Origin of the sequence: Kocuria sp. SL71 (genome assembly GCF_026672465.1) — a bacterium.
GTDB lineage: Bacteria > Actinomycetota > Actinomycetes > Actinomycetales > Micrococcaceae > Kocuria > Kocuria palustris.
In genome coordinates this window covers 1,782,542-1,803,428 of the sequence record NZ_JAPPRE010000001.1, presented here as the reverse complement: position 1 = coordinate 1,803,428, position 20,887 = coordinate 1,782,542, and the positions used below count along the sequence as shown (strand labels likewise).

Genomic DNA, 20,887 nt, shown 5'->3' with positions numbered 1-20,887 from the left:
CTCAGCTGAGGGGCGCGCCTCGACGGGCTCGGCTGCACGGTCGCGGCGGCGGCGACGCCCGGCGAGGACCGCGTCGGCGATCATCAGCACGACGGCGGCCCAGACGACGAAGAACCCGGCCCAGCGCTCCGGCGGCATGGCCTCGTGCAGGATGACCACCGCCACGATGAACTGCAGGATCGGGGCGATGTACTGCAGCATGCCCACTGTGGACAGCGGGAGGTTGGAGGCCGCGAGCCCGAACAGCAGCAGCGGGCCCACGGTGATCACGCCCGTGCCGATCATGAGGGCCGTGTTGGCCGGGCCGGCGGTGCCGAAGACCAGCGCATCGCGGCTGATCAGCAGCCCCACGATGATCGAGGACGGGATCAGCAGCACGAGCGTCTCGACCGACAGGGTCACCAGGGCGGGCCAGCTGCTGCCGACCATGGACTTCACGAGCCCGTAGAAGCCGAAGGTGAAGGCCAGCCCGAGCGACATCCAGGGGACCTGGCCGTAGAAGACCGACATGACCAGCACAGCGGTCGCCCCCAGGATCAGGGCGCCCCACTGGAGGGGCCGCAGCCGCTCACGCAGCACCAGGACGCCCAGAAGGATCGAGACCAGAGGGTTGATGAAGTACCCCAGCGAGGCCTCAAGCGTGTGCCCGGAGGTCGTGGCGATCGTGTAGAGCGTCCAGTTCATCCCCACGAGCACGGCGGCCAGCGCGAGGAGGCCGAGCACTCGCGGCTGGGACAGCGCCGCCGCGAAGCGGCCGAACTGCCGGAAGACCCCGAGCATGATCATGCACAGCACCAGCGCGAACCCGATGCGCATGGAGACGATCTCCCAGGGGCCGGCAGGCGCCAGCGCCACGAAGTACAGCGGGAGCACGCCCCAGAAGGTGTAGGCGGCGATGCCCTGTGCCAGCCCCGCGCGGGGGCTGCGCACATGGTGGCGGACGTCGACGACCTCCGGGGCCGGACCGGAGGTCGGGGCCGGGTCCGGCGTCAGACTCACCGTCCGAAGAAGCGGCTCAGGAAGCCCTTCTTGCGCGGCTGGTCGTCCTCGGCCGGGCGGGTCCGCTCGGCGGCCTCGTCGTCGACGGTGGCGTCCTGAGGGTCCTCGACCGGGGCGACGGTGCGCTCGGAGTCCTGGCGGCGCAGGTCCTCGGCATCGACGCGCTCGACGGTCTCGGCCTCCCGAGCCTCCGGGCGGTCCTGCTCGGCAGAGGCGGCCGCAGCCTCCTCGGAAGAGCGCTCGTCGTCGTGGGAGTCCTCGTCCGAGGTCTCCGCCTCGTCCGGGGTCTCGGCCACGTCCGGGGTCTCGGCCACGGGCACCGTGGAGGTCGTGACCTCGCCGGGAGCCACGTCGCGGCGCGGATCCTGGTCGTAGGGGAGGTCGTCCTCGGCGGCAGCACCGCCGTAGGTGACGGTCGGCTCGTCCTCGCGCGGCTGCTCCGGCTCGTCGTGGGAGATCTCGTAGGCGGGCTCGTCGTCCTGGATCTCGGGCTGTTCGGAGGCCGGCACGGGGGCCTCGAGCTCCTCGCGGGAGAGCTGGTCGGGAAGCGGGGTCTGCTCGGCATCGGCGGCGGGAGCCGCCGGCTCCTGCTCGGCGCGCTCCTGGGCGGCGGTGGCCTCCCGGCGAGCCTGCTCGTCGGCCTGGCGGGCGGCGCGATCGCGCTCGGCCTCCGCAGCGGCCAGACGCAGCGCATCGTCGCGATCGGCGCGCAGGGCCTCACGGCGGGAGACGGCCTCCTCCTCGAGGACGCTGAGCTCCTGCTCCCCGACCAGGGGATCGGCGGACTCGGCGGCATCGATCTTCCGGTCCTCGAACCACAGCCGCTGGGCGCCGGAGCGGGTCGTGATGACGCAGGTGGTCTCGCCGTCCCAGTCGATGTGAGCGCCGCGCAGGCGGATGTAGGAGTCCACTGCGCGGCAGTGGTCCTCGGCGGTGCCGGTCTGCAGCGCCTCGGCGATCACGCGCATCATGGTCTCGACGTCCAGCGCGGGCAGCTCGAGCTCGGGGCCCTCGAGCAGCAGCCATGCGGTGACCTGGCCGCCCACGCCGGCGGGGTAGTGGGCCCAGATCCCCGTGACGGACTTCGCGGCCAGGGCGAGGCGACGAGCCAGCCCGTCCTCGCGGGGGATCTCATCGGCGATCAGCTCCTCGACATCGCTGCGCGAGCCGGCCTGGCGGGCCTGCACCGAGGCGGCGACGACCTCCGGAGGGAAGTGCCCGAGCTCCTGCCAGGCCCAGATCCACGAGCCGCGGCTGGTGGAGTCGGTGCCCAGCAGGTGGGGGCGCAGCGTGACCGGCGGGTCGGACTGCAGGGTGAACGAGGCTGCCGAGAAGTCGACGTCCCACTCGACGCCCTGGCTCAGTTCGGCCAGGCGGGCCTGGTGCTCGGTCGAGATGAAGACCGAATCGTCGATCAGCTGCTGCAGTGATGTCGTCATGGGCCCCAGGCTAGCAAGGCAGAGCGCGCCCGGGCGGTGGCAGGACCTGGATAGGGTTGAGCCATGACTCAGGATCCCGCCCCCGCCCCCGTTCCCGAGCCCTCCGGCCGCCGTCCGGGCAGCCACAGCGCCGAGCAGCGCACCGACGCCCAGATCGCCGAGCTGCTGCAGCAGCAGCTGCGCACGATCGGGCAGTGGGTGCTCAGCGTCGTGAACGCCCGGCCCGGCTGGCAGCGGATGATCCTCGATCTGAAGCCGCAGGACGGCCGCGTGTGGCTGCGGATCTCGGAGGAGCGCGATGGCCGGGTCCTGCCCGGCACCGTGGGCCCCCTCAACGCGGCGAGCCCCGTGCTGCGCAGCATCGAGCGGCTGCAGTCGCTGAGCTACCGTCCCGGACGCGGCACCTGGTTCGCGACCAGCGTGATCGTGATCGCCGAGGGCTGGCCGGAGCCCGAGCACCGCTTCACGGCCCGCCACGTCTACGACGAGCGCCCGGAGGTCCTTGGCGAGGAGGGCCCGTACGGGCTCGAGGACGCCCTCGCGCACCTCGAGCGCTTCCCGCGCACGGAGGACCGGGTCCCGTCGTGGCTGGCCGAGATGGCCGCGCAGGCGGACGTGAGCGTCCCCGTGCTGGCCCCGGAGGACGTCGCCTCCGCGGTGGACGGGTCCACCGTCAATCCGCTGCTGCGCGAAGCCGTGCTCGGCTTCGCCGCCGCCCCTTCGGAGGAGGCGATGATCGAGGTCCTCCGCCAGGCCATGCAGGGGACCGTGGTGCTCGATGCCAGCGGCTCCGACCTGGTGCCCGATGCGAAGGGAGCCCAGCCCGGTCCCGAGTCGACGATCCGGCTGCAGAGCCTGCGCGATCAGGACGGCGCCGTGGGCCTGGCAGTGTTCACCTCGGAGGAGGAGGCCCGGGAGGCCTTCCGGCGGTTCTCGGGCCAGGAGGCCGGCGAGCCCACGCTGCTGCGCCAGCCGACGCTCGTGCCGCTGCAGATCCTGATGCAGGACGAGCAGTACGACCACCTGGTGGTCGATCCGGGGAAGGCCTCCTGCCGCATCCCGCGTCGGCAGATCCAGTGGGCCCTGTCCTCGCCGCACAACGACGTCGTCAAGGGCGGTCTGGTCTCCGGCAGCATCCCGCAGATCCTCGGCGGCATGGTCGGGCGGGAGTCCAGGCTGCTCGTGGCCACCGAGCCCCCGCAGGACGGCTCCGTCCCGCCGCCGGTCTTCGCCTCGAACGACGACGGCACCGCGGACACGCTCTACGTCTTCACCTCCGTGGCCGAGGTCGCGGCCCTGGACCGCAGCCTCGAGTCCCGTGCGGCCTCCGGTCGCGATGTCCTGCGCATGGCCCTGGACTCGGGGGCGCAGCGCATCCGGCTCAACGCCAGGGCGCCCATGGCCGTGTTCGAGATGGACGAGATCTTCCGCCTGCTGGCCTCGCTCGAGGAGTCCGAGGACCAGCAGCGCCGCGCGGCGGAGGCGGACGACGAGGACTGCGAAGCCGAGTCGGAGGACCCGGGCGCGATACCGGGCAGCCAGCCGTTCTCGCCTGACCTCCGCTGAGGGCGCGCCCGGGCGGCGCCTCCGCGCGGAATCCGTCCTGCTGCGCTGGAGCTCGTGGCCGCAGGGCAGCGGGATGGAAGCAGGCCCCCTCGACCGGATGGTCGAGGGGGCCTGTCGTCGGCCGCGCAGCGGCCGGAGGCGGATCAGCGGATCACACGTACTTGGCGTCGGCGCCGCGGTTGGCGGCCTCCGCCTCGCGCACGCGCTTGCCCAGCTCGGGGTGCACGTTCTCCCAGTACTGGAAGGCGCGCTCCTTGATCGTCTCGTCCTGGACGTCGCCCACGTGCCCGGCGATGTTGTCCACCAGGACCTGCTGCTCCTCGGCGTCCATGACCTCCGAGTACAGCTTGCCGGGCTGCGAGAAGTCGTCGTCCTCGGCGCGCAGGGTCGCGGCGGCGCGCACCATCTCGCCGTCCGTCTCCCAGCGCATCTCGTCGGCCGGCTTGACGCCCTGGCCGGCGACGGGGCCGCCGGCGGTGTTGGGCGCGTAGACCGGCTGGGTCGGGGCCTTGAAGGTGTAGCGCATGGGGCCGTCGTGCGAGTACGAGTTGTTCTCGGCGTAGTGCGGGTAGTTCACCGGCAGCTCCGCGAAGTTCGCCCCGATGCGGTGACGGTGCGTGTCCGGGTAGGAGAACACGCGGGTCATGAGCATCTTGTCCGGGGAGATCTCGTGGCCGGGCACGGTGTTGCCCGGGGAGAAGGCCGCCTGCTCGATCTGGGCGAAGTAGTTCAGCGGGTTCTGGTTCAGCACGAACCGGCCGATCTTCTTCCGCGGGTAGTCCTTGTGCGAGATCGTCTTGGTGACGTCGAACGGGTTGACCTTGTAGGTCTTGCCGTCCTCGTAGGGCATGATCTGCACCTCGACCGACCAGGCCGGGAAGTCGCCCTTCTCGATGGAGTCGTAGAGGTCGCGGCGGTGGGCGTCGGCGTCCTGGCCGGCGATGTGCGCGGCCTCCTCGCCGGTGAGCCCCTCGACGCCCTGCTCGGAGATGAAGTGGTACTTCACCCAGAAGCGCTCGCCGGCCTCATTGACCCACTGGTAGGTGTGCGAGCCGTAGCCGTTCATGTGGCGCCAGTTCTTGGGGATGCCGCGCGAGCCCATGAGGTAGGTGACCTGGTGGGCCGACTCCGGGGACTGGGTCCAGAAGTCCCACTGCATGGTGTTGTCGCGCAGGCCCGAGCCGGGGAGGCGCTTCTGCGAGTGGATGAAGTCCGGGAACTTGATGCCGTCGCGGATGAAGAAGATCGGGGTGTTGTTGCCCACGATGTCGAGGTTGCCCTCGGTGGTGTAGAACTTCAGCGCGAAGCCGCGGGGATCGCGCCAGGTATCGGGCGAGCCCTGCTCGCCGGCGACCGTGGAGAAGCGGGCCAGCATGGGCGTCTTGGTGCCCTTCTGGAAGACCGCCGCACGGGTGTACTCCGAGACGTCCTCGGTGATCTCGAGCTCGCCGAAGGCGCCGCCGCCCTTGGCGTGCACCACGCGCTCGGGGACGCGCTCGCGGTCGAAGGCCGCCAGCTTCTCCACGACGTAGGTGTCGTGCAGGGCGATGACGCCGTCGGGGCCGCCGCTCGTCAGCGAGTGGGCGTCCGACTGGACGGGCTTGCCCAGCTGATCGGTCGTGAACTCGCCGGTGGGGCGCAGTCCGTCTTCGTAGATGTTCTTCTCGGCCACGGTGTTCCTCCTGTGAGGTGATCTTGCGATGGTCGTCGATCCGGGCGCCGCGCTTGACGCGCCGCCCCTGCGACGGCCCGGGTCAGCCAGCAGCAGCGACCGCTCCGGGGGTCTGTGGGGCGGCTTCCGCTGCTGCGGCGGCCTCGGCCGCACGACAGCTGCGGCAGATGCCGCGGTAGAGGACGTCGGCGGAGAGCAGCTGCATGCCGAGGTCATCCGAGGGACTCAGGCACGGCGCGGCGCCGACCGCGCAGTCGACGTCCTCCACCTGCCCGCAGCGCACGCAGTAGGCGTGATGGTGGTTGTCGCCGGTGCGGGTCTCGTAGAGGGCGGGTCGGCCCGGGGGCTCGAACTTGCGCAGCATCTCCAGGCTCGTCAGGTCCGTCAGTACGACGTACACCGACTGAGTGCTGATGCTGGGCAGCTGCTCCCGCACGAGCTCGGCGATCTGCTCGGCCGAGCTGTGGGGGTGGTCCTGGACTGCGTCCAGGACGGCCAGGCGCTGACGGGTGACCCGGCGCCCCTGGGCTCGCAGCTGTGCGCTCCAGTCCTCGCTGGTCACGACGCGGCCCTCGTGCGGCGGGTACCCGTGGGTCTCCGTCTCGAGTGCTGATGTCCTCATGGTCCCGAGTGTAGCGATAATTCTGAGAAACTCACAAGAACGGCGTGCCCTGCCTCACTCGTCTCGGGGAGGCGACGACGCTGATCTGCGGTGATGCGAACGCATGTTTTTCTTGCGGCGCCGTCATCCGACTGGCCCCGCGCGTCGGCCTTGCCTATCCTCGGGTGCAGATCGCCGCGTCCCCTCCGGGAGTGCCTGCTGCGGTTCGGCGGCCTCGACGCGAGCGCCCGCACACGGGGGCGGACTGAGCCTCCTGTCGGATGCCTCCGTTTGACGACCAGGGCTGAAGAAGCCGCCTCCCACGTCCGAGCACCGAATGCGCCCCATGAACCCCCATCACGAGAATCCTGCGGACAGCGAGCCGGAGGCGACGAGCCACGGGCCCGCCTCCGGGCACGAGCCGCGCCCTCAGGACGGGGCGGAGGCCGGCCCGGGCACGCAGACGCCGCGGTCCGCTGCCGACGATGCCGGTGCGGCCGCCGCACCGATCGCCCCCGCAGACCTCGAGTCCCCGCAGGAGGAGTCCGCGGCCCCCGAGGATGAGGCGATCGCCGATGAGGCGCTGCTGGATTCGGCTCGCGCCGGCGACGAGAGCTCGTACGCCGCGCTCTACGAGCGGCACCGCTCGACCGCGCTGAACGTCGCGCGCATGCACACCCGCAATGTGCACGACGCCGAGGACCTGGTCTCCGAGGCCTTCGCCCGCATCCTCAGCGTCCTGCGCCGCGGCGGCGGCCCCCGCAAGTACATGCGCAGCTACCTGGTCACCACCATCGGCCGTCTGGCGGTCGACCACGGCATGGCGGCCGGCCGCGTGCGCCCCTCGGAGGACGAGGCCGAGCTGGATCGACCCGAGGAGTTCGACGACGTCGTCGTGCGACAGTGCGAGGCCGCCGTGGTGGCCACGGCCTACGGCTCGCTGCCCGAGCGCTGGCAGGCCGTGCTGTGGCACACCGAGATCGAGGGCATGAAGCCCGCGGCGGTGGCCGAGGAGCTGCAGATCAGCCCCAACGCCGTCTCCGCCCTGGCCAAGCGGGCCCGGCAGGGGCTGCAGAGCGCCTACCTGCAGGCGCAGGTCTCGGCCGAGGCCACCGACGCCTGCCCGGAGTACGCCGGCGAGCTGGGCGCGTTCGCCGCAGGGACCCTGGCCTCCCGACGCCGCGCCAAGCTGCAGCAGCACCTCGACGCCTGCCCGCGCTGCACCGCCGAGTACCTCCAGCTCGAGGACGTCGGCGTGGGCCTGCGCGTCTGGATCCTCCGGTGCTGGCGGCGCTGCCGCTGTGGGGCACCGAGTCCAAGGTGCTCACCGCGATCCTCGCCTCCGGCACGGGCAGTGCGCTCGCCGCAGGGGCCGGCGGGAGCTCCGCCGGGGATCTGCGGAGGTATCGGGCGGTTCCGGCCAGGCCCCGCAGACCCTTCAGCGCTGACTCCGGCACCCGCCGACGGCGCAGTCGCCGCAGGCTCCGAGACAGCCACAGGCTCAGCGGGCGCCGGCTCCGCCGGTGGGGCCGGCTCGGCGAGCGAGGGCGGCAAGCTCGGCATGGGCGCGGACGTGGCCGGCGGCATCGGGTTGAAGGTCGCGGTCGGCGTGGTCGCTGCGGCGGCTGCGGTCTCCTCGTCGGGCTGGGTGTCCACGCTCGTCCGCCATGACGACGGCGGTGCCAGCGCCATCGGGGGACTGCCCTTCCCCGCGGGCGAGGGCGAGGTCGACAGCAGCGACGAGCAGAGCGGCGACGGCGAGGGTGACGGCGACGGCCGTGGCGGTGATGACGGCGCGGACTCGGGCGGCTCCCTGTTCGGGGACGCTGCCGGCGATGCCGGCGCTGACTCGGCGCCCGGCGGCGGAACCTCCTCGGCGGATCCGGCCGATGCGTCGGACAGCGCCGACCGGCTCGCGGCCTTCGGCCCGGCCGACCAGGCCGATGACCAGAGCGCTGACAACGGCGCGGACTCCGGCAGCGAGGCCTCGGCCGAGGACAGTCGGGCAGGAAACGGGCGGACTCCGGTGCCGCCGGCGACGCCGCTGCCGGCGGTGCTGACGACGGAGCCGATCGGCCCGCGAGCGGCGGCGGCTCCGGCAGCGGTGCCTCCGGCAGCGACGGCGGGGCGTCGGGCGGCACAGGGGGCGAAGGCGCCCCGGCGGCTCGAGCAGCGGCGAGGCCTCCGGCAGCGGCAGCTCCAGCGGCGAGCCCGGTTCGAGCGGCACGACCGATCCGGCTCCGCAACCCGATCCCACCGGCGAGCCCGCACCGGAGCCGGAGTCCACCCCCGAGCCCACCCCCGAGCCGACCCCGGAGCCCACCCCCGAGCCGACCCCGGAGCCCACCGCGTCGGGGGACGGGGTGACCTCTTCGGCAACCGACGACTCGACCGATTCCACCGATCCGGCCACGGACACGGGTGGGGGGTCTGCGGGCTCCGGCGAGTCGGACACGGGTGGGGGTCTGCGGGCTCCGGCGAGTCGGACGCGGGCGACGCGTCTGCGGGCTCCGACCAGTCGGACACGGACGGCACGACTCCGGGCAGCGGCAGCACGGACCCGAGCCAGTCGGGCATGGACGGCACGACTCCGGGCAGCGGCAGCACGGACCCGAGCGAGGCGCCTGCGGACTCCGACAAGTCGACCGCGGCGCCCACCGAGTCGGGGGACGAGGTGACCTCTTCGGCCACCGACGACTCGATCGATCCCACCGATCCGGCCACGGAGCCGGGCGAGGAGTCTGCGGATCCCGACCAGCCGAACACGGGCGGAACGACTCCGGGCAGCGGCAGCACCGATCCGAACCAGCCTCCGGCCGAGGTGGAGGGCGCCACCTGGGTGTGGGTGCCTCGTGAGCAGTGGCCGCGGCTGTGGCAGACCCTGTGGCCCTGGGGGAGCGGATACTGGGAAATGTCTGCAGACACAGCCGAATAGGGAACACCCGTCTGAGGCTGCCGGTTCCTCCCTGATGAGGGCTCGCGCGCACCCGGGGCTGCCTGGGAAGACGGCGGAGCGCCGCTTCTGGGTCTCCGGCGCGACCAGACGGCCCCATTGAACGAGAGGAACGGATCCGGCATGCACCGACACTTCAACGGGCTGAAGACCGCAGCGCTGCTCGGGGGGATGTGGGGCCTGCTCGTGCTGATCGGGTACGGCATCTCGCTGAGCACGGGCAGCTCGATCTTCATCCTCCTCTTCGCGCTGATCGGGCTGGCTTCCACGGCCTACAGCTACTGGAACAGCGACAAGCTCGCGCTGCGCTCCATGCACGCCGTCGAGGTCAGCGAGCAGCAGGCGCCCTGGCTGTACGCCACGGTGCGCGAGCTCTCCGATCGCGCCGGACAGCCCATGCCCCGGCTCTACGTCTCGCCCACCTCGAGTCCCAATGCCTTCGCCACCGGCCGCGACCCCAAGAACTCCGCGGTGTGCGTCACGGAGGGGATCCTGCAGCTGCTCAGCGAGCGCGAGCTGCGCGGCGTGCTGGGCCACGAGCTTCAGCACGTCTACAACCGGGACATCCTCACCTCGTCCGTGGCTGCGGCGATCGCGGGCATCATCACCTCGATCGCGCAGTTCCTGCAGTTCACCGCGATCTTCGGCGGGCGCGGGGGCGACGAGAGGGGCAACCCGCTGGCGGCCCTGGCCGTCGCCTTCCTGGCCCCGGTGGCCGCCTCGGTCATCCAGATGGCGATCTCGCGCACCCGCGAGTTCGACGCCGACGAGGACGGCGCCCGGCTGACGGGCGATCCGCTGGCCCTGGCCAATGCGCTGAACAAGATCGAGAACGGCGTCAACGCCAGGCCGCTGCCGGCCGATGACCAGAGGGTGGTCAACACGTCGTCCATGATGATCGCGAACCCGTTCCGCGGCGGCGGGCTCTCCCGGATGTTCAGCACGCACCCGCCCACGGCCCAGCGCATCGAGCGCCTGCAGGCCATGCTCCACGAGGGCTGAGCCGACACGACGAAGGGGCGCCGTCGCAGCCGAGATGCTGCGACGGCGCCCCTTCGTCGTCCGCCAGGGCGCGGCGGCGGGGGACTGTCAGCGGAAGTTGATGAACTGCAGGTCGACGTCCAGGTCCTTGCCCTTGAGCAGCGCGATGGTCTCCTGGAGGTCGTCGCGGGACTTGGACGAGACGCGCAGCTCGTCGCCCTGGATCGTGGCCTTGACGCCCTTGGGGCCCTCATCGCGCACGATCTTGGTGATCTTCTTGGCGTCGTCCTGGGCAATGCCCTCCTTGATGGTGGACTCGATCCTGTACTCCTTGCCCGAGGCGAAGGGCTCGCCGGAGTCCAAGGACTTCAGGGAGATGCCGCGCTTGGCCAGCTTGGACTGGAAGACGTCCAGCACGGCCTTGGCCCGCTCCTCGGAGTTGGCCTTGATGAGGATCTTCTCGCCGGAGAAGTCGATCTCTGCGCCCACGCCGCGGAAGTCGTAGCGCTGGGCGACCTCCTTCTGCGCCTGGTTCATCGCGTTGGAGACCTCCTGCTTGTCGACCTTGCTCACGACATCGAAGGTGGAATCGCTGGCCATGGTGCTCCTCCTGGGGCTCTTCAGGGTCATCGACGGGGTCGTCGGACGCATTGCACGGCAACAAGTCGCAGCAGTTGCCTGGGAATTCCGGCCGACGACGGGGCCGTCGCCCGCGTGATCACGGGCCTCTGGGCTCCAGTCTAGGGAGTCGTGATGAATCCGTGATGCTCTCCACCAGGTTCGCACAGGTGAACGGCCGAGCATGGAGGCATGAATCTGATCGACAGCCCCTCGACTCGCAGTGCCGCGATCGCGAGCTCCCGCCTGGGCGGAAGCACCGCCGGCTCCGACCCCCGCCTGGAAGCGGTGGCGGAGGAGCTGGCTCAGGCCGTCTCGCGCGGAGACGTCTCCCGCGAGCAGGCCGATGCCTTTCTCGGCCGCCTGTCCGCCCGCGTCTCAGCGCCCTAGGCCGGCGAGCTCTGACGGAGCGGGCGAGCACTGGCCCCGTGCCGGGATTTGGCCGCAGGCCGGTGCTTCGCTAAAGTAGCGGTGCTCCCGCACAGAGAGCATCTCCGGCATCGGCTCGCCCGGTGCGGTCGCGGCAGATTACCCGAGCGGCCAAAGGGGGCTGACTGTAAATCAGCTGGCACTGCCTACGGGGGTTCGAATCCCTCATCTGCCACTCGCGTCCTGCTGTGCAGGACCAGGAAGGCGCCCCGGACCACACGGTCCGGGGCGCCTTCTCGCATCTGCGGCCCCGGGCGCCCCGACAGGTCCCTCGTCGGCCCTCGCGGGAAGGGGATGTGTCCACCGACGGCGAACCGCAGCTGACGCGCGAGGCCGCGGTCCGTAGGGTGGCGGCCATGGCTACCGTTGAGATCACGCAGGATAATCTGCAGGAGACCCTCACCCAGAACGACATCGTCCTGCTGGACTGGTGGGCGGACTGGTGCGGGCCCTGCAAGCAGTTCGCACCCACCTTCGAGGCGTCCTCGGAGAAGCACCAGGACGTCGTGCACGGCAAGATCGACACCGAGGACCAGCAGATGCTGGCCGCTTCCGCCCAGATCAGCTCGATCCCCACCCTGATGGCCTTCCGCGAGGGCGTGCTCGTCTTCTCGCAGGCCGGCGTGCTGCCCGAGTCCGGGCTGGACCAGGTCGTCGAGGCCGTGAAGGGCCTGGACATGGAGGAGGTCCACAAGCAGGTCGCCGAGCAGCAGGCCGCTGCGGAGTCCGGCGACGACCAGCAGAGCTGAGTCCACCCGCCAGGCACAGACACCCCAGCGCAAGGGCGTCTCCCCCGAAGGGAGGCGCCCTTCGCCGTGTCCAGGCCGGGTGGCCTCGACCGGCGCGCAGGCAGCTCCGGAGACCGCCCTGCAGCGCCTGGAGTCAGTGCTCGCGGTGGTCCTCGGGGGACAGCCGCGGCCCCATGCGCTGGGCCCGCCACTGCGAGGCGTGCAGCAGCCGCACGACGCGCTGACGGTGCCCGCGCCAGGGTTCGAGCAGCTCGAGCATGCGGGCGTCGTCGCCCCGGCAGCCGTCGAAGAACTCGGTGACGTGATGCGCCAGGTGGTAGTCGGCCACGCTGACGCGATCGGGATCGCCGTGCGTAACCTGAAGGGTCTCGGCGACGGTCCACGGGCCCACGCCGGGCAGGGATCTCAGCGCGCGCTCAAGATCCTCATCCAGCGGGCGGCGGTTCCAGCGGGCCAGCGCACCGGCCCGGGCGGCGATGAGAGCCATGGTCCGCGAGCGGGCGGGATCGACCCCTGCTCGATGCCAGGCCCAGGACGGGATCGCCCGCACCTGCTGCGGGGTCGGTGCGACCGCCATGCCGCGCGGTGCGGGACCCGGGGCTGCGTCCCCATGGGCGCGGGCCAGCCAGCGCTGCTCGCGGATGGCCTCGTGCCCGGTGACGCGCTGCTCGAGCACCGCGGCGCACAGAGCCTCGAAGAGCCGCCCGGTGGAGATCAGGCGCATCCCCGGGCTGTGATGCCGGGCCTGACGCAGGGAGCTCGGCAGGGCGTCCCAGTCGGGGGAGTCCTCGAACGCGGACCAGTCGTCGCGGGCCCCGCACCACAGGGGAGCCTCGTCCAGGAAGCCCCGCGCTCCGGGGCCCCAGGCGTCGACGAGGATGTCCCGGCGCAGGAGGTCGCCGTCCCCGGCGCGGGTGAAGCGCGCGGTGAGCGGGGCGCCGTCGACCCGGGCGGTGATCCAGGCCTGCTGCGGGGAGGGGACCTGCGCGGTCGTGTGCTGCGGCCCGCGCGACAGCGTCCCCAGCGACTGCGTCAGGTCCACCGGCCCCGGCGGGCTCCAGCGCCGACGATGTTCGCCGGCCTGCGCTGTCCCGTCCTGGACCGCGCCGCGAGGGCGAGCGGGGGTGCTGCGTGTGCGACCGGCGGACATGGCGCTGATCGTGGCACAGCGGGGCGACAGCACAGCCGCGGCGGTGCGGCCGCCCGAGTGTCTCTGCTCACGATGGCCTGCATCCCCGGTCGAGCAGCGGAGGCGTGGGTTAGGGTGGACCGACCCTTCCGGTCACATCCCTGGATCTGTCTGTCGTGCACCGACGTCTTCTCGTCGGTGATCGGTGGCCGCCTCAGGCCGCTGGAATCCCGTCGCCTCCACCGTCGAGCCTCGGCTCGCACCGCGCTTCGAACCGCGCGGAAACCAGCGACGCAGGACGCCTTCTGCACTCGGGGAGCACCGGAGCCATGTGCAGCCACTTCAGACGACCGCTCCTCCAGCGGCGCCTCGTCGTGCGCTCGATCCCGTGAGGAGCTCGGATGAGCGAGAACGCCCCCGACCAGAACACCCAGGACACCACCCCCACCTTCGCCGAGCTCGGCATCGACGCCCGCGTGCTCGCAGCGCTCGAGGCCATCGGCTACGAGAAGCCCTCGCCCATCCAGGAGGCGACCATCCCGGTCCTGCTGGAGGGCCGCGACGTCGTCGGCATGGCGCAGACGGGCACCGGCAAGACCGCGGCCTTCGCGGTCCCGGCCCTGTCGCGCCTGGCCGAGCTGGCCGATCTCAACGGCCCGTCGACCTCCACGCAGGTCCTGGTGCTGGCCCCCACCCGCGAACTGGCGCTGCAGGTCGGCGAGGCCTTCGCCTCCTACGCCGTCCAGCTCGAGGACTTCACCGTCCTGCCGGTCTACGGCGGCTCCTCCTACGGTCCGCAGCTGGCCGGGCTGCGCCGCGGCGCCCAGGTGGTCGTCGGCACGCCGGGCCGCGTGATCGATCACCTCAAGCGCGGCTCCCTGAAGCTCGACGATCTCCAGTACCTCGTGCTCGACGAGGCCGACGAGATGCTGCGCATGGGCTTCGCCGAGGACGTCGAGACGATCCTGTCGCAGACCCCCGAGGACAAGCAGGTCGCCCTGTTCTCCGCGACCATGCCCCCGGCGATCCGCAAGATCGCCCAGCGCTACCTGCGCAACCCGGAGGAGATCTCGGTCAAGGCCAAGACCTCCACCGCCACGAACATCCGCCAGCGCTACCTGCAGGTCATGGGCGCCCACAAGCTCGAGGCTATGACGCGCCTGCTCGAGGTCGAGGAGCACGACGGCATCATCGTCTTCGTGCGCACCAAGGCCGCGACCGAGGAGGTCGCCGAGAAGCTGCGCGCCCGCGGCCATGCCGCCACCGCGATCAACGGCGACATCCCGCAGCAGGCCCGCGAGAAGTCCGTGGAGCAGCTGCGCAGCGGCAAGATCGATATCCTGGTCGCCACCGACGTCGCCGCCCGCGGACTGGACGTGGAGCGCATCTCCCTGGTCGTGAACTACGACATCCCGCACGACACCGAGTCCTACGTCCACCGCATCGGCCGCACCGGCCGCGCGGGCCGCTCGGGCGATGCGATCCTGTTCATGACCCCGCGCGAGAAGTACCTGCTGCGCGCGATCGAGAAGACCACGCGCCAGCCGGTCGAGCAGATGCCCATGCCCTCGGTCGAGGACGTGAACCGCACTCGCGTCGATCAGTTCGGGCAGTCGATCACGGACACGATCGAGACCCAGGATCTCTCGGCCTTCCGCGAGATGGTCACCGCCTACGTCGAGGACCACGACGTCGACCCGCTCGAGGTCGCCGCGGCCCTGGCCGTGATCTCGCAGGGCGACCAGCCCTTCTTCGCCCAGGAGCTGCCCGAGCCCAAGCGCAAGGAGCGCGATCGCGGCGAGCGCTCGGAGCGCGGCGGACGCACCCCGCGCTCCGAGGAGGGCAAGGCGACGTACTGGATGGCCGTGGGCCACAAGCACCGTGCGCTTCCGGGCTCGATCGTCGGCGCCCTGACCAACGAGGGCGGGCTCAAGGGCTCGGAAATCGGCGCGATCGAGATCAAGCCGTCGTTCACCCTGATCGGGCTGCCGGACGATCTCTCCCGCGGAGACCTGGACCGCCTGGGCGCCATCGAGATCAACGGCCAGCGCCTGGACATCCGCCAGGACCGCGGCCCCAAGTCCAGCGGCGCGCGCAGCGACCGCGGCGATCGCGGCGGCTACCGCGGCGACGACCGCCGCGGAGGCCGCTCGGCCCGTCCCGAGCACAGTGGCGGCCACAAGAAGTTCACGGGTGGCCGGAAGGGCTCGCAGCGCCACGGATCGCGCTGATCGTAGGAGGCGGGCCTGCGTATCGTGTGAGTCATGACCGCAGAGCCCGCCGCCGCCCGGGGCGGCGCTGTGCTCCGGCAGCTGACGTCGGTGCGTGGACGGGCCCTCGTGGTGGTCGTGACCATCACCGCTCTGACGGTGCTGGCGATCGGCGCGGCCACGCACTGGGTCCGCTACGGCCAGCTCGAGGCCTCGGTGGCCCAGGGCACCGAGCAGGAGGCCGGGGAGCTGCAGCGGCTGCTCGATCGCGGCCCCGCCTCGGCGGAGGCCGATGCCATGGCCGGCCCGCCTGCCGAGACGGCACCGGAGGACGCCTTCGACAGCCGGTTCGACAGCGTCGAGCACCTGCTGTGGACGTTCATGTCCACCTCCGTGCCGGCCCCTGACGAGGTCATCGTGGGGCTGGTCGACGGCGAGGTCCGCTACACCTACGACGGCCCGGCCGGCGAGGGCCTGAGCCACGACGTGATCGAGGAGGTCGTGCGCGAGCACGGCCAGCCGGACCGCACGGTCCACACCATCGGACAGCACGACGGCCGCGACATCGGCTTCGGGCTGATCCACGTGGACATCGACGGCGATGCGTCCGAGGGCTACCTGGTCGTGGCCACGGACATCACGCGGGGCCGCCAGGAGATCCTGGACTCGTGGTGGCGCTACGTCATGATCTCCCTGCTGTTCCTGGTCGCCGCCTCAGCGGTGGCGTACTACCTGATCGGGCGCGTCACCGCACCGATCTCGAGGCTGCGCGAGGCCACCGAGTCGATCTCGGTGAACGATCTCTCCGGCCGCGTGGAGGTGCCCAGCCAGGATTCGGACGTGGCTCACCTGGCGGAGAACTTCAACGGGATGCTCGACCGCCTCCAGGAGGGCTTCGAGGAGCAGCGCCAGTTCCTGGACGACGCCGCCCACGAGCTGCGCACGCCGCTGACCATCCTGCACGGCAACCTCGAGCTGATGGACGAGCACGATCCGCACGACGCCGCCGAGACCCGCGATCTGATGCTCGACGAGATCTCGCGGATGAACCGCCTGGTCGATGACCTCCTGATGCTGGCCCGGTCACGGCGCCCGGACTTCGTGCGCCCGGCCTCCTTCGAGGTCTCCGCCTTCCTGGACGACGCCTTCGCGCGGATCTCGGCCCTCTCCGGGCAGCGCCGCTGGCGGGTCGACTCCCGCTGCGAGGGCCTGCTGGTGGCCGACCGCGAACGGCTCATGCAGGCCGTCATCCAGCTGGCCGCCAACGCCGTGAAGTTCAGCGCCGAGGACGACACCATCGCGATCGGCGCCTCCTGGGGCGAGCCCGACGACGGCGGCAGGCGGCTGCAGCTGTGGGTGCGCGACACCGGCGCCGGCATCGATGTGAAGGACCAGGCCCGGATCTTCGAGCGCTTCGGCCGGGCCTCGGCGGGGCGCACGGTCGAGGGCTCAGGGCTGGGCCTGGCCATCGTCGAGGCCATCGCGCGCGGGCACGGCGGGCGGGTCGCGCTGCGCTCGTCGCTCGGCGCGGGCTCTCAGTTCACCCTGATGCTGCTGGAGGGCGGGCCCTCGCCGGAGCCCGCCGAGACGCCGGTCGAATCTCTCTCCTGATCCCCTCATCTTCCTGTGCGAGCCTGCCCCCGAGCGGGAGAGCCCCGCGGCAGTCACGACACCAGGAAGGGAGCGGGAGATGGCCAACATCCTGATCGCGGAGGACGAGGAGCGGATCTCCCGCTTCATCCAGAAAGGGCTGCGCGCCTCCGGCTACGAGACCGCGGTCGTCGAGGACGGCGTCGAGGCCCTGGATCTGGCCAGCACCGGCGTCTACGACCTCCTCGTGCTCGACGTCGGACTGCCCGGGCTCGACGGCTTCCAGGTGCTCGCCGAGCCGCGCGCCGGCGGCTCCGGAATGCCCGTGATCATGTGCACGGCTCGGGACTCGGTGGAGGACACCGTGCAGGGCCTGGACTCCGGGGCCGATGACTACCTGGCCAAGCCCTTCCGCTTCGCCGAGCTGCTGGCGCGGGTGAAGGCGCGCCTGCGCCAGACGGGCTCCGCCGGGGACGACGGCAGGCTCACCGCCGGGAGCCTGACGCTGGACATCTCGCGGCGCTGCGCGTTCGTCCACGACCAGGAGATCGCCCTGTCGGCCCGCGAGTTCTCGATGGCCCAGGTGCTCCTCGAGAACACGGGCCAGGTGCTCACCCGCGACCTGCTGCTGTACAAGGTCTGGGGCTACGACTTCGAGGGCTCCTCGAACGTGGTGGACGTCTACGTGCGCTACCTGCGCAACAAGCTCGGGCCCGAGCGGATCATCACGGTGCGCGGAGCCGGCTACAGGCTCGCGGAGATCTGAGCCGATCGGCGCCGAGCGAGGCGGTCCTCATGCTCGTCTCACGTGCGGAGGCCATGGTGGGGACATGCGCATCCTCTGGTCCGCCCTCGCCCTGATCGTCGCCTCGATCCTCGCCGTCGCCCTGTGGGTCTCTGCGGGCCCTGCGGCCCCGGAGACCGAGGTCCTGCGCGACGGCGTCGGCAGCAGCGAGGATCCCGAGGACGGCGCCACGAGCGAGCCGGCCGAGGACGACTCCTCGTCCGCTGCGTCGCAGGATCCTTCTGCGGGCCCGTCGCAGGAGGCCTCGGCGCAGCCGTCGTCGGAGCCGTCACGGGCGGAGGCCGCCTCGCAGCCGACCCGGGAAGGGCAGCAGCCGGCCGCGAAGCCTGCTCCGGCCCCGGCGCAGGAGCCCGTCCCTGTTCCCGTTCCGCTCGAGCAGTCCCAGGGCTACGACGGCGACTGGGACGACGATGCGGACGGCGACTACGACGACGACTGGGATGATGACTGAGCCGGCTCCGATTTCATGTCTCAGCCAGGTGTGCTGTACAGTATTCCGCGTTGCCCCGATAGCTCAGTGGTAGAGCGCCATCTTGGTAAGATGGAGGTCCCGGGATCGATTCCCGGTCGGGGCTCTCGAGATGAGGGCCCGCATCCGCGTCATGACGGGGATGCGGGCGTCATCGTCTCTCCTGGCGGTGTAGCTCAGCTGGTTAGAGCGCACGACTCATAATCGTGAGGTCGACGGATCGAGCCCGTCCACCGCTACGGAAGATGAAGCCCGTGATCCCCACTCGGATCGCGGGCTTCTCCTATTGCAGAGGCAGCGGTGGGGGCGCCTTCCCGGTGCAGCCTCCGAGGCCCCGTCCCCGAGAATCCGTCAGCGGCCGCAGGATCGGGCCCGCGCACCCACGGGAGGTTGCACCGCCATGGCCATCAGCCCCGAGCTCGTCGGTCGGACGTATCCGGCCATCGAGCTCTACACCGTCTCGCGGGAGGCCGTGCGCGCGTTCGCCGCGGCCGTCTTCGCGCAGGACCCGGCCCACACGGACCCGGAGGCAGCTCGCGCTCTGGGCCATGCGGACCTCCTCGCCCCGCCGACCTTCGCGATCATCGTCGCCCAGCGCGCGGAGGCCGCCGTGGTGGCGGACCCGGAGGCCGGGATCGACTTCTCCCGCGTCGTGCACGCCGATCAGCGCTTCACCCACGCCCGCCCCATCGTCGTCGGCGACGAGCTCGTCGCGGCCACGACCGTCGATGCCGTGCGCGCCGTCGGCACCGGGGCCATGGTGACGTTCCGCACCGAGATCACCGATCGCCAGGGCCAGCCGGTCTCCACCGCGCGCTCGTCCCTGCTGGTGAGAGGAGACGACCAGTGACCGCTGCAGACACCGCTCCGATGCTCGCCCAGCTCGAGAAGGGGCAGGAGGTCGCTCGCCGCGACCTCCAGCTCTCCCGCGCCGATCTCGTGCGCTACGCCGCCGCCTCCGGGGACTTCAACCCCATCCACTGGAACCAGGAGTTCGCCGTCTCCGTGGGCCTGGCGGACGTCATCGCCCACGGCATGCTGACCATGGGTGCCGCCATGCAGCTCGTGGCCGACTGGGCGGGGGATCCGGGGCGCGTCGTCGACGTCCAGACCCGCTTCACCAAGCCGGTCGTGGTGCCGAACGGCGTCCGCGAGGGCGCCGCCGAGATCCAGCCGTCCACCACGCTGAGCATCGTCGGCGTCGTGGGCGCCCTGGACGAGCAGGCCGGCACCGCCCGGATCGACCTGACCGTCTCGGCCCCCGATCTCTCGGACCCGCAGGCCGATCCCGCTGAGGCGGCCTCGCAGAAGGTCCTGGTCAAGGCGCAGGCGATGGTGGTCTGTCGTTGACCCGGGGGCGCACGAAGCCTGAGCCGTCCAGCCTGCGCCCGTGGCGCATCAGCGTCTTCGCGATCTACTTCGCCTCGGGCATCGGCATCTCCGCGTGGCTCACCCGCATCCCCGCGATCTCCGAGCGGCTCGAGCTGGGCCCGGCGGCCATGGGGGCGCTGCTGCTCACGCAGACCATCGCGGCCTTCGCCTCGGTGTCCACCTCGGGCATGACCGTGATGCGGCTGGGGGCCAAGCGCAGCATCGCCGTCACCGCATCCATGGTCGTGATGGGCATGATCCTGATCGGCGTGGGCGTCAGCGTCTTCGGCTCGGTCCTGGTGACCGCCGTGGGCATGCTGCTCTTCGGCCTGGGTTCCGCCACCTGGAACGTGGACTCCAACGTCGAGGGAACCGCGCTGGAGACGGCCATGGGCCGCAGCATCATGCCGCTGATGCACGCGTTCTTCTCGATCGGCACGGTGACCGGTGCCGTCGTGGGCTCGATCGCGACCGCCGGCGGGGTGGCCGTGGTGTGGCATGTGGGTGCCATGGCCCTGGTCATGGGTCTGCTGGTGGCCCTGGCGCTGCCGCGCTTCCAGGGCGACCGGCGGGCCTCCGCCGAGCTCAACCCCGTCTCCTCGCAGATGCCCATCATCACCGGCACCATGCAGCAGATCGACCTGGCCTCCGACGGCCGCGGACGCGACTCCGGCGCTGCGACCGCGCAGGACGCGTCCTATGGGGTCGGCGATGCCTGGAGGGACAAGCGCACCGTCCTGGTGGGGGTCTTCGTGCTCGGCATGGCGCTGACGGAGGGCGCGGCCAACGACTGGGTGGCCCTGGCCATCACCGACGGCTACGAGGCCCCGGCGCACCTGGGCGCGATCGGCTACGGCATCTTCGTGGCTGCCATGACCACCGGCCGGCTCAGCGGCACCTGGCTGATCGACCGGTTCGGCCGCCTCGCGGTGCTGCGCACCGCCTGCGCGCTCGCCCTGGTCGGACTGGGCGTCTTCGTGTTCTCACCCTCCCTTGCCGCCGGCATGATCGCGCTGTTCCTGTGGGGCATCGGCGCCTCCCTCGGCTTCCCCGTGGGCATGTCCGCCGCCGCCGACGATCCCCGTCGGGCCGCCGCCAATGTCTCCGTGGTCTCGACCATCGGCTACGGCGCGTTCCTGGGCGGTCCGCCGCTGCTGGGGCTGCTCGGCGAGGCCGTGGGCGTGCGAGGCGCCCTGGGCTTCGTGATGATCTTCGTGATCGTCTCGATGCTGCTGGTCTCGAATCTGCGGCCGCCTGCCTCGGCCGGAGCTCGAGCGGGCACCGCGGCCTGAGGTCGATAGGATCG

General features: G+C 71.4%; 17 protein-coding genes, 3 tRNA genes and 1 pseudogene. 15 read left to right on the top strand and 6 right to left on the bottom strand.

Annotated elements, in window-relative coordinates:
- Positions 1 to 210: 210 nt before the first annotated feature.
- Together rarD and OVA15_RS08120 are read right to left on the bottom strand one after the other, a co-directional pair.
- Positions 211 to 855: pseudogene (gene rarD / locus OVA15_RS08125) on the bottom strand (EamA family transporter RarD); the annotation flags it as partial.
- 140 nt (positions 856 to 995) lie between these two features.
- Positions 996 to 2,438, bottom strand: coding sequence for a DUF6882 domain-containing protein (locus tag OVA15_RS08120; protein ID WP_204782177.1), 1,443 nt, complete (start codon positions 2,436 to 2,438; stop codon positions 996 to 998).
- A gap of 63 nt (positions 2,439 to 2,501) precedes the next feature.
- Here OVA15_RS08120 and OVA15_RS08115 point away from each other — a divergent pair, with 63 nt between their 5' ends.
- Positions 2,502 to 4,004, top strand: a complete 1,503-nt coding sequence (locus OVA15_RS08115; protein ID WP_268144230.1) for an SseB family protein — start codon at positions 2,502 to 2,504, stop codon at positions 4,002 to 4,004.
- Between the two features lie 151 nt (positions 4,005 to 4,155).
- Here OVA15_RS08115 and OVA15_RS08110 read toward each other — a convergent pair whose 3' ends face one another.
- Positions 4,156 to 5,676: a catalase gene (locus OVA15_RS08110; RefSeq protein ID WP_204782175.1), complete on the bottom strand. Its 1,521-nt coding sequence runs from the start codon at positions 5,674 to 5,676 to the stop codon at positions 4,156 to 4,158.
- A gap of 82 nt (positions 5,677 to 5,758) precedes the next feature.
- Positions 5,759 to 6,298 carry a Fur family transcriptional regulator gene (locus OVA15_RS08105; protein WP_268144228.1) on the bottom strand — a complete coding sequence of 180 codons (540 nt, stop codon included), beginning with the start codon at positions 6,296 to 6,298 and terminating at the stop codon, positions 5,759 to 5,761.
- Positions 6,299 to 6,623: 325 nt separating this feature from the next.
- On the opposite strand from OVA15_RS08105, the gene OVA15_RS08100 reads away from it, so the two are divergent.
- On the top strand, positions 6,624 to 9,212 hold the full coding sequence (locus tag OVA15_RS08100; protein ID WP_268144226.1) for a sigma-70 family RNA polymerase sigma factor: 2,589 nt from the start codon (positions 6,624 to 6,626) through the stop codon (positions 9,210 to 9,212).
- Between the two features lie 141 nt (positions 9,213 to 9,353).
- The gene (gene htpX / locus OVA15_RS08095; RefSeq protein ID WP_024289893.1) at positions 9,354 to 10,232 is read left to right on the top strand and encodes a zinc metalloprotease HtpX; all 879 of its coding nucleotides are present in this window, start codon (positions 9,354 to 9,356) and stop codon (positions 10,230 to 10,232) included.
- 87 nt (positions 10,233 to 10,319) lie between these two features.
- Here htpX and OVA15_RS08090 read toward each other — a convergent pair whose 3' ends face one another.
- On the bottom strand, positions 10,320 to 10,811 hold the full coding sequence (locus tag OVA15_RS08090) for a YajQ family cyclic di-GMP-binding protein (protein ID WP_006215871.1): 492 nt from the start codon (positions 10,809 to 10,811) through the stop codon (positions 10,320 to 10,322).
- Positions 10,812 to 11,021: 210 nt separating this feature from the next.
- On the opposite strand from OVA15_RS08090, the gene OVA15_RS08085 reads away from it, so the two are divergent.
- The 3 genes from OVA15_RS08085 (at position 11,022) to trxA (ending at position 12,007) form a co-directional block, all read left to right on the top strand.
- Positions 11,022 to 11,219 (top strand): hypothetical protein, encoded by a 198-nt coding sequence (locus tag OVA15_RS08085; protein ID WP_268144223.1) that lies wholly within the window; start codon positions 11,022 to 11,024, stop codon positions 11,217 to 11,219.
- 132 nt (positions 11,220 to 11,351) lie between these two features.
- Positions 11,352 to 11,433: transfer RNA gene (locus tag OVA15_RS08080), tRNA-Tyr, on the top strand.
- Positions 11,434 to 11,614: 181 nt separating this feature from the next.
- Entirely contained in the window at positions 11,615 to 12,007 is a 393-nt protein-coding gene (trxA, locus tag OVA15_RS08075; protein ID WP_024289895.1) for a thioredoxin, read from the top strand.
- Positions 12,008 to 12,140: 133 nt separating this feature from the next.
- On the opposite strand, the gene OVA15_RS08070 is transcribed toward trxA, so the two are convergent.
- Positions 12,141 to 13,049 (bottom strand): DNA-3-methyladenine glycosylase family protein, encoded by a 909-nt coding sequence (locus tag OVA15_RS08070; RefSeq protein WP_268144220.1) that lies wholly within the window; start codon positions 13,047 to 13,049, stop codon positions 12,141 to 12,143.
- 488 nt (positions 13,050 to 13,537) lie between these two features.
- Between OVA15_RS08070 and OVA15_RS08065 the strand changes: the two genes are divergently transcribed.
- The 9 genes from OVA15_RS08065 (at position 13,538) to OVA15_RS08025 (ending at position 20,873) form a co-directional block, all read left to right on the top strand.
- Entirely contained in the window at positions 13,538 to 15,367 is a 1,830-nt protein-coding gene (locus OVA15_RS08065; protein WP_268144218.1) for a DEAD/DEAH box helicase, read from the top strand.
- A 33-nt stretch (positions 15,368 to 15,400) separates the two neighbouring features.
- On the top strand, positions 15,401 to 16,957 hold the full coding sequence (locus OVA15_RS08060) for a sensor histidine kinase (RefSeq protein WP_268144217.1): 1,557 nt from the start codon (positions 15,401 to 15,403) through the stop codon (positions 16,955 to 16,957).
- A 79-nt stretch (positions 16,958 to 17,036) separates the two neighbouring features.
- Positions 17,037 to 17,702, top strand: a complete 666-nt coding sequence (locus tag OVA15_RS08055; protein WP_268144215.1) for a response regulator transcription factor — start codon at positions 17,037 to 17,039, stop codon at positions 17,700 to 17,702.
- A 64-nt stretch (positions 17,703 to 17,766) separates the two neighbouring features.
- Positions 17,767 to 18,192 carry a hypothetical protein gene (locus OVA15_RS08050; protein WP_206390875.1) on the top strand — a complete coding sequence of 142 codons (426 nt, stop codon included), beginning with the start codon at positions 17,767 to 17,769 and terminating at the stop codon, positions 18,190 to 18,192.
- 52 nt (positions 18,193 to 18,244) lie between these two features.
- A tRNA-Thr gene (locus OVA15_RS08045) sits at positions 18,245 to 18,316 on the top strand.
- Between the two features lie 59 nt (positions 18,317 to 18,375).
- Positions 18,376 to 18,449 (top strand) — tRNA-Met (locus tag OVA15_RS08040).
- A 161-nt stretch (positions 18,450 to 18,610) separates the two neighbouring features.
- Complete coding sequence (locus OVA15_RS08035) at positions 18,611 to 19,060, top strand: FAS1-like dehydratase domain-containing protein (RefSeq protein WP_024289901.1); 450 nt, start codon at positions 18,611 to 18,613, stop codon at positions 19,058 to 19,060.
- A gap of 20 nt (positions 19,061 to 19,080) precedes the next feature.
- Positions 19,081 to 19,560: a MaoC/PaaZ C-terminal domain-containing protein gene (locus OVA15_RS08030; RefSeq protein ID WP_268145664.1), complete on the top strand. Its 480-nt coding sequence runs from the start codon at positions 19,081 to 19,083 to the stop codon at positions 19,558 to 19,560.
- Positions 19,557 to 20,873 carry an MFS transporter gene (locus tag OVA15_RS08025; protein WP_268144213.1) on the top strand — a complete coding sequence of 439 codons (1,317 nt, stop codon included), beginning with the start codon at positions 19,557 to 19,559 and terminating at the stop codon, positions 20,871 to 20,873. The genes OVA15_RS08030 and OVA15_RS08025 overlap by 4 nt, the downstream gene beginning before the upstream one ends.
- The last annotated feature ends 14 nt before the right edge of the window (positions 20,874 to 20,887 follow it).